Source organism: Bifidobacterium tissieri (genome assembly GCF_002259645.1).
Classification (GTDB): Bacteria; Actinomycetota; Actinomycetes; order Actinomycetales; family Bifidobacteriaceae; genus Galliscardovia; species Galliscardovia tissieri.
This window is the reverse complement of sequence record NZ_MWWV01000018.1, coordinates 119,648-133,166: the sequence shown is the minus strand read 5'-3', so window position 1 is coordinate 133,166 and position 13,519 is coordinate 119,648. Positions and strand designations below refer to the sequence as shown.

Sequence of the window (13,519 nt, the reverse complement as noted above, 5' to 3'; positions counted from 1 at the left end):
GCAGATCCACCGTTAAGCGATGGACTTTCACACCAGACGCGACGAGCCGCCTACGAGCCCTTTACGCCCAATCATTCCGGACAACGCTTGCGCCCTACGTATTACCGCGGCTGCTGGCACGTAGTTAGCCGGCGCTTATTCGAAAGGTACACTCACTTAACGCTTGCTCCCAATCAAAAGCGGTTTACAACCCGAAGGCCGTCATCCCGCACGCGGCGTCGCTGCATCAGGGTTCCCCCCATTGTGCAATATTCCCCACTGCTGCCTCCCGTAGGAGTCTGGGCCGTATCTCAGTCCCAATGTGGCCGGTCGCCCTCTCAGGCCGGCTACCCGTCAAAGCCACGGTGGGCCATTACCCCGCCGTCAAGCTGATAGGACGCGACCCCATCCCATACCGGTAAACCCTTTCCCACACAGGCATGCACCCATGTGGAGCATCCGGCATTACCACCCGTTTCCAGGAGCTATTCCAGAGTACAGGGCAGGTTGGTCACGCATTACTCACCCGTTCGCCACTCTCACCACCAAGCAAGCTTGATGGATCCCGTTCGACTTGCATGTGTTAAGCACGCCGCCAGCGTTCGTCCTGAGCCAGAATCAAACCCTCCACAAAAAAACCTTCATGAAGAGCCAAAACAATGACTCGAAAAAAAAAAGAAAAGAAAAAGACAGACAAAACACACAACCAGCAACCCACACCACAACAGCGCAGACCACCGGCCGCATGCTCGCACAATCCTTCCAAAAACCCGGCCACAATCAAACCCCCTCGGGCACTCCCACCACACAAGGACAGGAGCAGCAGCCGGACTGGCAATCAAAACTTAGTAGTACAAAACACGCTCTTGAGTTCTCAAACCACCACCACACAGGCACCAACACCACAGGCCAAAACCTGAACCATCAGCGCCGGGCAGCAAGAGATAAACATACACAACAACCAACAAGCCCGCAACCCACACACAACAAAAACACCCAAAACCCCTGAAAACACAAGCTCCGCCCGGCGTGTCGCAAACAGCCAAAACCCACGTCACCACCAACACTACCCACCAACACCACACCACACAACACCCCACAACACCCATACACCAACCATTCCATCACCAGACAACACACATTCACCACATATTTAGATAGGAAACCATTCCCCAGCCCAGCCATAGCAATGGGTTCGACTGCAAGCGAATCTCAGCCCCTTGTCAACATCACTACCAATCAGATGCAATCCCTAGTGCGCCAACAGACCGTTAGGCCGAGTACCCCATCCCAGAAGGTCATCGGAAAACAAAAGGTGGGGATCCGGCACAAGCCGAATCCCCACCCTCAATAAGCGAAAAGACTCTGAAATCGATCACGGAAACAAAGCCATTGAAGTACATCTCCCTCCTGGTCGTGATATGCGCCGTCCCAGTAAGCAATGGAGGACGATGAAAACCGTGAAGGAGATCCTGAATTCATGCCTCTTGTCGAACATCCGTACACGAAATGATTCGTGGCATGGCGTGTTCCTTTACGGAACGCTCATCCACGATCACTTCCTCCACGTCATTCAATTCGGGAAGCTGGAACATGATATCCTCCAGCGTCTTCTCGATAATCGATCTCAATCCCCTGGCACCGGTCCCCTGCAGCATCGACGTATGCGCAATCGCCGATATGGCCCTATCGGTAAAGGAAAGCTTCACGCCATCGATAGCGAAAAGCTTTTGATACTGCTTGACCAAAGCATTAGACGGACATTGAAGAATCTGTTCCAAATCACGCTCGGTCAGGTCATCCAGCACACTGATCACGGGAAGGCGACCGATGAATTCCGGCAATAGCCCGAAATCGGACAGATCATCCGCACTGACCTGATGCAGTATCTCAGAATCAGGAACCGGAGTCTGTCTCCACGTGGAATTGAATCCACTCTCGTATTTGCCAAGTCGCTGTTCGATGATGTCCTTGAGCCCTACGAATGCACCGCCGCAGATGAACAGAATGTCATTGGTATCGATGCGGACCGTTTCCAGATCCTTGTGCTTACGAGTGCCCTCCATGGGCACATTGGCGACGGTTCCCTCGATGATCTTCAGCAAAGCCTGCTGCACGCCCTCCCCGGAGACATCACGAGTGATGGAAGTGTTTTCCCCGGATTTGCGAGCGATCTTGTCGATTTCATCGATATAGATGATGCCCTTGCTCGCTCGTTCCACATCGCCACCAGCAGCCTGAATGAGGCGTTGCAGTATGGTCTCCACATCATCGCCGACGTATCCGGCTTCCGTAAGGGTCGTGGCGTCGGCGATAATGAACGGAACGTTCATGACCTTGGCCAGAGTCTGTGCCAGATAGGTTTTCCCAACCCCCGTGGGACCGAGGAGCAGAATATTCGATTTTGCGACTTCGACGTCGGCAAAAGGATCCTGTGTCTTGTTCTGTTTCGTTGAAAGCGCTGCGGCTTGGTCGCGGAGTCCCATGTTGACACGTTTGTAATGATTGTATACCGCAACGGATAGTGTCCGCTTGGTTTCCGTCTGACCGACGACGTAACGGTCCAGATACTCGAATATCTGACGGGGGTACGGCAGGTGCAACGCGTTCATCTCCGCATCATCCCGTCGCTCGTCGGAGATGATATCGACGCATAGTTCTATGCATTCATCACAAATGGCCACACCGGGACCGGTGACCAATTTATGAACTTGATGTTCGCTCTTGCCGCAGAACGTGCATCGCGGAGTATCCTCGCTGTAACTGACTACTCGTCCCATGGGTATTCCTCTGGAAGATCGATGAAATTCGATTCTCAAAGGGGCTGAAACGCCCGAAACAGACGTTCAGCCCCTGCCATACGAATCGCAATATATCACTGCCGGGTTTCGAGAACCTCGTCCACGATGCCGTATTCCTTCGCCTGGGATGCGGTAAGGATCGTGTCCACCTCGATATCCTTGCGGATCTTTTCGATATCCTGTCCCGTATGCTTGGCCAATGTCTCTTCGAGCCAGGTACGCAGTCGCAGCATCTCACGAGCCTGAATCTCGATCTCGGTGGCCTTGCCGAAATCCTGTCCCATTGCGGGCTGGTGGATCAGCACACGCGCATTGGGCAGCATCAGTCGCTTTCCGTGAGTGCCTGCCGCAAGCAGAATGGCGGCGGCGGATGCAGCCTGTCCGAGGCAAACGGTCTGCACATCGGGCTTGATGTACTGCATGGTGTCGTAGATGGCGGTCATAGCGGTCATGGACCCGCCGGGGGAATTGATGTACATCATCACATCACGATTCGGGTCCTGGCTTTCAAGAACCAGCAGCTGCGCCATGATGTCGTCGGCGGAAGTGTCGTCAACCTGCACGCCCATGAAGATGATGCGATCCTCGAACAGCTTGGTGTAGGGATCCTGACGCTTGAACCCGTACGGGGTCTTCTCCTCAAACTGCGGGAGGATATAGCGAGCCTGCGGCATGCCCCCGGCAAGACGCTGGGCGCGCGCAATGTACTGTGCTTCTTCGGATGCCATAATCATTCACCCTTCTGTGTGCTCATGGTGCCAGGCGTGGTCACGATCTTGTCGACGAAACCATAATCCAGCGCCTGCTGCGCGGTGAACCAGTGATCGTATTCGTTGTCGCGGTAGATCTCCTCCACCGTATGACCGGTCTGCTGTGCGGTGAGTTCGGACAGTGTCTTCTTCATATCCATGATGAGCTCGGCACTGATACGAACGTCAGTGGACGTACCACCGACACCGCCGGACGGCTGGTGCATCAGCACACGCGCGTGAGAGGTGATGAATCGCTTGCCCGGCGTACCACTGGACAGGAGGAACTGTCCCATCGACGCCGCCATACCGACGGCAACGGTAGCGACGTCGGGTTCAATGAGCTGCATGGTGTCATAGATGGCCATACCGGCGGTGATGGAGCCACCGGGGGAATTGATGTACAGCCAGATATCCTTCTTTGGATCCTCGGCCGCAAGCATCAGCATCTGCGCGCAGATGCGATTCGCCATATCGTCTTTGACTTCCTCGCCCATCCAGATGATGCGATCCTTGAGAAGCCTGTTGAAAATCGGATCGACGGGCCCCGCGGGCATGTCCTCACCGGCCATGACGGGCAGAGGCGCAAACGTGTTGCTCACCTTGTCTCCTTTGTTGCGATTCTGATGATTTTCAGACTACCGTCTGAATTCGACGGACAAGTCGTTTTCGGCTCACTGCGTAGGAGTGTCGCCGGGAAAACCGACGCTACGATACGACAAAAAGGGTCGGAGCCCGACTGCATGACCATCGGTTCCGACCCTTTCTCATCTGATGATGTCGCCTATGCGATTAGCATCAGTCGGCGTTTTCGGCCTTGTCCTCAGAGGCGATCTCGTCAGCCACGGCAGCGGCGGCGGATGCGGCTTCCACGCTTTCCTGAGCCTCGGCTTCGGCCTCATCCTCGCCGAGGAACTGGCTCAGATCGAGCTCGTTGCCTTCCGGATCCACGAACACGACGGCGCGCATACCGGCAAGCATACCCTTGGAACGGCCGACTTCCTGCACGGCAGAACCAATCTGGCCGTTCTGGATGATGGCGCTGATGAAGCGGTTCGGTTCCATGCCGTACTGCTGGGCAATGGAGGCAAGGAAGTTCATCACGTCGGACTGGGAAACCTTGACGTCAAGCTTCTCGGCAAGAGTGTCGAGGGTGATCTGGTCGCGAAGCTCCTTCTCCGCAGACTCCTCGGCTTCCTTCTTCTGCTCATCGGTGGCAGACTCCGGATCCGGGGTCAGGGACTTCAGGTGCTCAGCGGCAAGATTCTGCTTGATGCCCTTCGGAACCGGGATCTCCACGGATTCCTGCAGCTTGGCGATGAACGCATCACGGGCCTCGGTGGCCTGACGGCCTTCGGCGTCGCGCTCGCACTGCTTGCGCACATCAGCCTTCAACTCGTCGAGAGTATCAAATTCGGAGGCTTCCTGAGCGAAGTCATCGTTCAGCTCCGGCAGCTCCTCAGCCTTCACGGAGTTGACCTTGACCTTGACCTGAGCCTTCTGACCGGCATGGTCGCCACCCTCGAGAGTGCTTTCGAAGGTGGTCTCCTCGCCCGCGGACAGACCGTCGAGAGCCTCATCAAGACCATCGAGCATGGTGCCCGAGCCCAGCTCGTAGCTCACGCCTTCCTGGGAATCGACGGACTCGCCATCGATTTCGGCAGCGAGATCAATGTTGGCGAAATCGCCCTTGGTGGCGGGACGATCAACGCCAACCAGAGTGCCGAAACGCTGACGCAGGTTCTCCAGACGAGCGTTCACATCCTCGTCGGACACGGCCGGCTTGGCCACTTCGATGCGCATACCGTCCAGCTCGGGCAGATCGAACTTCGGACGAACCTCAACTTCAGCCGTGAACTTCAGACGGGTGTCGTCCTTAGCGGAAGACGGAACTTCCTTGACATCCAGCTGGGGCTGGTCCATCGGACGCAGTTCCTTCTGCTCAGCAGCCTTGGAGTACAGCTCACCGATGCCGTTGTTGATAGCCTCACCAGCGACGGAAGCGAAGCCGATGCGCTGATCGATGATCTTGCCGGGGACATGACCCTTACGGAAGCCGGGGATGTTCACCTGCTTGGCGATCTCCTTGCGGGCCGCGTCAAGATACGGCTCGAACTCTTCAGGATCTACGGTCACGGTCAGACGAACCTTGGTGGGTTCGAGATTCCTCACGCTGATTTTCACTCTGCGCTCCAATTCGTTAAAAACATTCTGTTAAGCCATTCAAGGCAACCGTTACATTATAACCCTACTCACGGACTCTGCAATGAGCGAAACCTGCCAGTTTCTAGCCCCTTGCGATGTCAGGAAATCGGAGACGTTGTCCGGTACGGGGTCGGCCCAGCAGAGATTGCGAAGAATCTGCGGCTTGAGGATCACATCTACAGGCGTCCTAGTGTCCTCACCGATCTGCACAATCACCTCTTTCGCAGCGTGCAGACGAGCAAAGCGCTCAGGATGATGTTCCCTCCAGTATTTCATGGAGCGAGGAGCATTCCCCTCTTCGTGGGAAGGCTGCGGGGACGTCACCGGCAGTTCGGAGGAAGGCAACGACAGTGCCTCGAGAATGGCTTGGCGCCATACGGACGGCTTAACCTGACGCTGCAATGGCGCATATCGTTCGAACATCTTGTCCTGTTCCCCGCCGGTATGCATGCGAACCCGCTGATTCAGTGAACGAATCGCGCTGAAGGCCCGTATATTCCTCGGCTTGCGCTGCCCTGCTTCGATCATGGCGGCATCCGACAGTAACAACGAGGGTGCGATATCCAAACGACGCGCCCAATGGTCACGAACGGTCCACAGACTGCGCACCACGGCAAGGGCTCGGGAATCATTGCTCAACGAGGTGATACGTGACACCCGCCGCCATGGTTCCGGATGCGGTTTTCGCGGCTGCAGTCCCTTGTCCCGAAGATAGGCGAACTCCTCGCGGGCCCATTCCTCCTTCCCCTGCGACTTCAACTCGGCAAGCAGCATCGACCGCAGTTCAATCAGTACCTCTACGTCCAATGCCGCATAGTTCCTCCAGTCACGGGGCAATGGACGATAGGACCAATCAGCTGCGGAATGCTCTTTCGCCAATACCAATCCGAGATATTTCGCGGTGACCGCAGCCAGACCAAACCGGGTATTGCCAAGTAGACGAGCCGCCACTTCAGTGTCGAACACCGCATCCGGACGCATGCCAAGATCAAAGAACCCAGGGAGATCCTGCAGTGAATCGTGTATGATCCAATCCTCGCCGCGTACAGCCTCATTGAAATCGGACCAGTTCGCACCGGCTTGTTTCAGCGCCATGCAATCAAACAGCGCGATGCCGGCCCCCTCCCTTTTGAATTGCACAAGCCAGTCGTCATGTCCATATCGAAAACCCGATGCACGTTCCGCGTCGGCAGCCACCGGCCCCTCGGCATTGGCGAAGCGCTCGACGACGGCGTCAAATCCTTCGATCGTATCGATCACGTCCGGCACCCCTCCACGGGGTTCCTTAAGCAGATGCGGCTCTTTACTCTCTGTCACTGATTGGTTCTTCCAATTCGTCGTTCGTTGTCAAAGATTCCAGGAATCTTGCCCACACGTCCACCTGAGTGCCGGCGTCCACCCATCCCCCCTTCTCTTCGAGAGGAGTCCAGGAGACTCGTAGCTCGCAATCGAAACGCGGAGGATCTCCCGCCGGGTCGGACAGCGATCCAAAGGACGTGTTGCGATTCAGACTTACCGTACCACCAAGGGTTTCCTCGTTGATTCCCGTAATGGAACGCTCCAGCCAATCCCACATCATCGGCGGGGTCAGACCATTGTGTTCGGAACCGGAAATTCTCACCGAACCGTAAGCCACGCACCGCCATCTCGACCCCCATTCGGTTCGAGGATGTTCGGAATACAACACCATGATCCACCCGCAGGAATGAACAGGGGATCCATTGTTGACGTCGATCTGAGCACCGATCCCGTAGTCCGACAACGTCAGGGGCACAGGAATCTCGCGATATATGACGCCGGAACGCTGCCTCATGGCACGCACCGATTCAACGGAGCGCAACACATTGCTGGGCACCGTCATTCCACGATCATCCTCGATGGAGGCTGCACGCGAAGCACCGGCGGTCTGCGATGACCGGCCGATAGGGAACGTGAATATCTCGGCCATATACCCAACATTAGTAGTCACGTCCGCTGTCGCCTGTATTTCGGGTGCCTTTTCGCCGGATTGCGTCAAGGCCAGTCCATCGGATGCCGTCATGCTCCTAATCGGAGCCATGTCGTTATGGCGTACATCCCAAACGGAAAGCCGGCTCGAACACTGCAAATGCCTCGAAAGCAACATGATCCCCGTCCATGCAATGGACGAGGATCATGCGTCATTCCTCAGATCGTTCCAAGCGGCACTCGATCTGGGGAAGGGAACGAAATCAGTACACGGTAAGTCCGTGGCTTTCGAACTGCTTGACCACGCGTGCGCGAAGCTTGGCAGACGGGCCCTTGGCATCCTCAAGAGGATAGGGAATGCGCAACTCATGCCACTTGGGTCGACCCAGCTGATGGAAGCCGAGCACATCGACGTGCTCGAGCGCGTCACCGAACGAAGCGCAGATCTTCGCCACATTCTCGACGTTGTCTTCGGAATCGGTCAGGCCGGGCACCAGCACGAAACGCACCCACATCTTGACGCCACGTTCCGCAAGACGATGTCCAAAATCGATGGTCGGCTGAAGAATGCCGCCGGTGACCTTCTTGTAGGTCGCCTCATCGCCGGATTTGACATCCAACAAGCAGAGATCAATGTCATCCAGCTGTTCGTCGGTGTAGCTCGCACCGAGGAATCCAGACGTGTCAAGGCAGGTGTGTACGCCCATTTCCTTGGCGGCACGGAATACACGGGAGACAAATGCCGGCTGCATCATGGATTCACCACCGGAAAATGTGATACCACCCCCGGTCGCCTTGAACAGATCGGCATAACGACTGATCTTCTTGACCATGGCGTCGAAGTACACAGGCTTACCGTCACGCATCTTCCACGTATCCGGATTCTGGCAATACTGGCAACGCAACGGACAACCACTCATGAACACAGTCATGCGAGTTCCCGGACCGTCAACGGAAGTATTGATATCCCATGAATGAACGAATCCGATGTCTCCTGATTTCAATGCGTGAATGCGGTCACGTCGATCGAGGCCGATCGGCGATTCGAATCCGGAGAGGCCCCCCATCAATGTTTGGCTGGCATAGTCCTTGTTGGACTTAAGCATATGCGGATTGGTGGTTTTAAACTGCACGTTCTCAGACATCGGCGTCCTCTTTTCTACGACAAAATGGGGGCGGGACATTTACGTGCCCCGCCCCCGGCATATCACCGCTCACACGGTGCTGATCGGACTAGCGATCAGTCGGTGACGGCTCCCTGGTGGAAGGTACGGGAGATGACGTCGAGCTGCTGCTCCTTGGTAAGCTTCACGAAGTTCACAGCGTAGCCGGAGACACGCACGGTCAGGTGCGGGTACTTTTCGGGGTGCTCAACGGCGTCCTCCATGGTCTCCTTGCGCAGAACGTTGATGTTCGCGTGGTAGAGGCCGTGGCCGTTACCGGCATCCAGGATGCCGACCAGGTTGTTGATGCGCTCTTCCTCGTTGCGGCCAAGACCGTCAGGGGTGATGGTGTTGGTCAGCGAGATGCCATCGAGAGCATCGTTGTAGTCGATCTTGCCGACGGAGAACATAGACGGCAGCATGCCGTGGGAGTCCATGCCGTTCTCCGGGTTGGCGCCCGGAGCGTACGGGGTGCCCTTCTTGTGGCCGGACGGGAAGGAACCGGTGTTCTTGCCGTACTCCACGTTGGAGGTGATCGTCAGGATGGACTGGGTCGGGACGGCACCACGGTACACGGGGAGGCGCTTGACCTGGCCCATGACGGTGGACACAACCCACTTGGCGATGTCGTCGGCGCGGTCGTCGTCGTTACCGTAGATCGGGAACTCGCCCTCGGTGCGGTAGCCGACCACCAGATCGTCATCGGCGCCCTCGACGTACTCGTACTCGTGGCCTTCGAGGTTCTTGGCGTCCTTGTTGTAGATCGGGTACACCTTGGCGTACTTGATGGCAGCCAGGGAGTCGGCGGCGATGGACAGACCGGACATACCGCAACCAAGGGTACGGTACACTTCCTTGTCGTGCAGAGCCATCTCGATGGACTCGTAGGCGTACTTATCGTGCATGTAGTGAATGATGTTCAGAGCCTGCACGTAGGTCTCGGACAGCCACTCAAGAGCCTTCTCGTAGTTGTTCTTGACCTTGGCGTAATCCAGAGTGCCGTCGGCTTCCGGAGCGATCGGATCGATGACGCCCTTGTCGATGACCTGCATGCCGGTCATCTCGTCGCGGCCACCGTTGATCGCGTACAGCAGAGCCTTGGCGGAGTTCACACGAGCGGCGAAGAACTGCATCTGCTTGCCAACACGCATCGGGGACACGCAGCAGGCGATGGCGGCATCGTCGCCCCAGTGACCACGAATTTCCTTGTCGGACTCGTACTGGATGGCGGAGGTGTCGATGGAGATCTTGGCGCAGAAGCGCTTGTAGCCTTCCGGCAGCTTCGGATCCCAGAAGATGGTGATGTTCGGCTCAGGGCCAGGTCCGAGGTGCTCGAGAGTCAGGGTGGCAAGCAGACGGAAGGAGGTCTTGGTGACCATGGCGCGGCCGTCGTCGGCGAAGCCGGCGTCAGACCAGGTGGCCCAGTACGGATCACCGGAGAAGATGTTGTCGTAATCCTTGGTGCGCAGGAAGCGGACGATACGCAGCTTCATCACGATGTTGTCGATGATCTCCTGAGCATCGGTCTCGGTGATGAGGCCGGCCTTCAGATCGCGCTCGAAGTAGCAATCGAAGAAGGCGGAGTTACGGCCGAAGGACATGGCGGCGCCGTCCTGGCTCTTGATGGAGGCGAGGTAGCCCATGTAGGTCCACTGCACGGCCTCGTGAGCGTTCTGAGCCGGGCGGGACAGGTCCAGACCGTACTCGTTACCGAGGTTGATCAGCTGCTTGAGGGCCTTGATCTGCTCGTCGTGCTCCTCGCGGAAGCGGATCCAGTGCTCGATCTCGGTCTCGGTGAAGTCGTTGCGGTAAGGAATGGAGTCCTTATCCTTCTTCTTCTGCTCGATCAGGTAGTTCACACCGTACAGGGCAACACGACGGTAGTCGCCGATGATGCGGCCACGGCCGTAGGCGTCCGGCAGACCGGTGAGGATCTTGTTGTGGCGGGCAACCTTGATCTGCTTGGTGTACACGCCGAAGACGCCGTCGTTGTGGGTCTTGCGGTACTTGGTGAAGATCTTCTTGATCTCCGGATCAGGCTCCTTGCCGGCTTCCTTGATGGCCTGCTCGACCATACGCCAACCACCGTTCGGCATCATGGCGCGCTTGCAGGGGACGTCGGTCTGCAGACCAACGATCACGTTGTCGACCTCAGGGCTGTCGATGTAGCCTGCCGGGAAAGCGTCGATGCCGGCAGGAGTGTGGGTGTCCACGTCGTAGACGCGCTGCTTGCGCTCCACGGCGAGGTAGTTGTCGTCGAGGTACTTCCACAGATGCTTGGTCTTGTCGGTGGCGTCGGCCAGGAAGGACTCGTCGCCCTCGTAGGGGGTGAAGTTCTTCTGGATGAAGTCACGGACATCGATTTCGTTCTGCCAGTCGCCGCCGTTGAAGCCGGCCCAAGCCTTGGCCTGGAGGTCTTCGGCAGAAACCTTGGTGGCATCTACTGCTGTCATATTCGCTCCTTGTTGAGGATTTGCAACGTCGCGTCATCACTCCGTTGTCACTGACTATTCTATGCGGCCTATGACCCGGAAAATAGCCGTTTACGCGTGACGTTCCTCACATTTCACAAGGCTTTCCCTTGCCTTTATGAGACAGCTCACAAAACGCGTGTGAGCCGCTTCACAGCTCTCTGTAAGGCGGCTCACACGCACTCCATCAGACTCGCTTTAGAGAGTGATCAGGACTGCTTCAGATCAAGCGCTCAGCGCCATCCACGATCCTGTTCCTCCCACTTGCGGTTGCGTTCCTCGACGATCTTCCACGCGTTCAGCGCGTCCTCTTCGGTGTCATACGGTCCCATACGCTCCGATATCGGGGACTTCGGACCGAGTTCGGCCTGTTCCGTACGCGTGTTGAAATACCACTTCTTGTCATTCGATGCCATGGATTCCGTTCCTTTCCGATTCCCTATTATTCACTCCTATTCGCGAAAACGACTGGTGATGGGCAGACGACGATCGCGTCCGAACGCCAGGGACGTCACCTTCGGACCCAGAGGATACTGGCGTCGCTTCCACTCGGCACGGTCCACCAGACGCATGACGGTATCCACGGTTTTCTCGTCGAATCCGTCGTCCAGCAGATCGGCACGCCCATGAGCATGCTCAATGTATGCGGCGAGCACCTTATCGAGCAGATCGTACTCAGGCAGGGAATCCGAATCCTTCTGTCCGGGACGCAGCTCGGCGCTCGGCGGCTTGACGATGGAATTGACGGGGATGATCTCATCCACCTGAGTTCCAGGGTCCCCCGCCTCATTGCCGACCAGATGCAGTCCTCCGATGCCGATCCCCTGTTTGGCGGCCTTGTTGCGCCAGCGTGCGAGCTGCCAGACACGGGTTTTGAGCAGATCCTTGATCGGAGCGTATCCACCGACGGCGTCGCCGTAGATCGTGGAGTATCCGCACGCCAGTTCGCTCTTGTTGCCGGTCGCCAGGGCAAGCAGCCCCTTCTCGTTCGAGTACGCCATGACGATGACGCCTCGAATGCGGGCCTGAAGGTTCTCCGCGGCGACGCCGTCGAGATCGAGTTGATCCTGATAGGCGTTGAACAGTGGTTCAATGGGTTGGATATCGTAATGGGCTCCGATGTTGTCGGCCAGATCGGCGGCATCATCCTTGGACCCATCCGAGGAGTACATGCTCGGCATGGAAACGCCCCACACGTTCTCCCCTCCGCACGCATCCGCCGCCATGGCAGCCACCAATGCGGAGTCGATGCCACCAGAAAGTCCTAGTACCACTCCATGGAAGCCGTTCTTGACCATGTAATCCCTCAGACCCAGTACGCAGGCGGTATACACCTCCTCGTCCGGATCCAGCACATCGGCGATGGTGGACACCAGTCCATCGTGATCATCGGACTCAGGCAGTGTCCAGAAGCTCAGGTCCTCCATGAATTGCGGAGACCGCTCCAGCATCGTGCCATCCCGATCAATGACGAAGCTGGCCCCGTCGAACACCAGATCGTCCTGTCCTCCCACCTGATTGAGGTAGATCAGCGGGGCGCCGACCTCATGGGCGCGCCGCTGGGCGATGTCCACGCGAAGGTGTCCCTTCCCCTCCTCATACGGGGAACCGTTGATCGTCAGCAGAACATCGATATGCTCCCCAGCAAGTTCGGCAACAGGGCCGCCATCCTGCCAGATGTCCTCGCAGATGGCCACGCCGATACGGCGATCGTTCACTTCGAACACCAGGGAATGCGTGCCCGGAGTGAAGATACGGAACTCATCGAACACGCCGTAATTGGGCAGGAAGTGCTTGTCGTACCCGGCCCATACCACGCCCCGGTGCAGCACCACAAGACGATTCTGCGGCAGCAGTGCGCTACGTTCGGTTCCCACGGTTCCCACCACCACATACAGTTCGCCCATGCCCTCGTCGGCAAGCTGCTCGGCTAGACGGTCGGCCCTGTCCCAGGCCGCCTTGCGGAATGTGGCACGGAATGCCAGATCCTCGATGGGGTATCCGGTCAACGTCATCTCGGGGAACACCACCACATCGGCGTGTTCGGCCGCAGCACGACGGGAATAGTCGAGTACTTTCGAGGCATTGCCGTCGAGGTCCCCCACGCAGGTATCAATCTGGGCCAGTGCAAAACGAATCTCACTCATAGCCAATATCCTAGCCTCCCAGTGCTCCCGCGACGTGTCCCGACGGGAGCGTCCCAT

At 57.3% G+C, this 13,519-nt stretch carries 11 protein-coding genes and 1 rRNA gene; 1 reads left to right on the top strand and 11 read right to left on the bottom strand.

Translation table 11 applies throughout. The features are described 5' to 3' along the window. A 16S ribosomal RNA gene (locus BTIS_RS10350) occupies window positions 1-613 on the bottom strand; the annotation flags it as partial. Window positions 614-622: 9 nt separating this feature from the next. On the opposite strand from BTIS_RS10350, the gene BTIS_RS11760 reads away from it, so the two are divergent. After that, a complete protein-coding gene (locus tag BTIS_RS11760) occupies window positions 623-988 on the top strand; it encodes a hypothetical protein (RefSeq protein WP_143248942.1) in 366 nt (121 codons plus the stop codon). A 469-nt stretch (window positions 989-1,457) separates the two neighbouring features. Here the strand turns inward: BTIS_RS11760 and clpX are convergent, their stop codons facing one another. The 10 genes from clpX to BTIS_RS10300 all read right to left on the bottom strand — a co-directional run bounded on the left by clpX (window position 1,458) and on the right by BTIS_RS10300 (window position 13,462). Beyond that, window positions 1,458-2,759: an ATP-dependent Clp protease ATP-binding subunit ClpX gene (gene clpX, locus BTIS_RS10345; RefSeq protein WP_169713089.1), complete on the bottom strand. Its 1,302-nt coding sequence runs from the start codon at window positions 2,757-2,759 to the stop codon at window positions 1,458-1,460. 95 nt (window positions 2,760-2,854) lie between these two features. After that, a complete protein-coding gene (locus tag BTIS_RS10340) occupies window positions 2,855-3,508 on the bottom strand; it encodes an ATP-dependent Clp protease proteolytic subunit (RefSeq protein ID WP_094665183.1) in 654 nt (217 codons plus the stop codon). Window positions 3,509-3,510: 2 nt separating this feature from the next. After that, complete coding sequence (locus BTIS_RS10335) at window positions 3,511-4,131, bottom strand: ATP-dependent Clp protease proteolytic subunit (protein ID WP_094665181.1); 621 nt, start codon at window positions 4,129-4,131, stop codon at window positions 3,511-3,513. A 196-nt stretch (window positions 4,132-4,327) separates the two neighbouring features. Continuing rightward, complete coding sequence (gene tig, locus BTIS_RS10330) at window positions 4,328-5,713, bottom strand: trigger factor (RefSeq protein ID WP_094665179.1); 1,386 nt, start codon at window positions 5,711-5,713, stop codon at window positions 4,328-4,330. A gap of 51 nt (window positions 5,714-5,764) precedes the next feature. Then, a complete protein-coding gene (locus BTIS_RS10325; RefSeq protein WP_245819418.1) occupies window positions 5,765-7,051 on the bottom strand; it encodes an HRDC domain-containing protein in 1,287 nt (428 codons plus the stop codon). Next, entirely contained in the window at window positions 7,038-7,775 is a 738-nt protein-coding gene (locus tag BTIS_RS10320) for a DUF3000 family protein (protein ID WP_158216899.1), read from the bottom strand. Before BTIS_RS10320 ends, BTIS_RS10325 begins: the two co-directional genes overlap by 14 nt. A 169-nt stretch (window positions 7,776-7,944) precedes the next feature. Next, complete coding sequence (gene pflA / locus BTIS_RS10315) at window positions 7,945-8,826, bottom strand: pyruvate formate-lyase-activating protein (protein WP_094665173.1); 882 nt, start codon at window positions 8,824-8,826, stop codon at window positions 7,945-7,947. Window positions 8,827-8,921: 95 nt separating this feature from the next. Then, on the bottom strand, window positions 8,922-11,297 hold the full coding sequence (gene pflB / locus BTIS_RS10310; RefSeq protein WP_094665171.1) for a formate C-acetyltransferase: 2,376 nt from the start codon (window positions 11,295-11,297) through the stop codon (window positions 8,922-8,924). A gap of 251 nt (window positions 11,298-11,548) precedes the next feature. Beyond that, window positions 11,549-11,731: a hypothetical protein gene (locus BTIS_RS10305; protein ID WP_094665169.1), complete on the bottom strand. Its 183-nt coding sequence runs from the start codon at window positions 11,729-11,731 to the stop codon at window positions 11,549-11,551. 36 nt (window positions 11,732-11,767) lie between these two features. Further along, window positions 11,768-13,462, bottom strand: a complete 1,695-nt coding sequence (locus tag BTIS_RS10300; RefSeq protein WP_094665167.1) for an NAD+ synthase — start codon at window positions 13,460-13,462, stop codon at window positions 11,768-11,770. Window positions 13,463-13,519 lie beyond the last annotated feature (57 nt).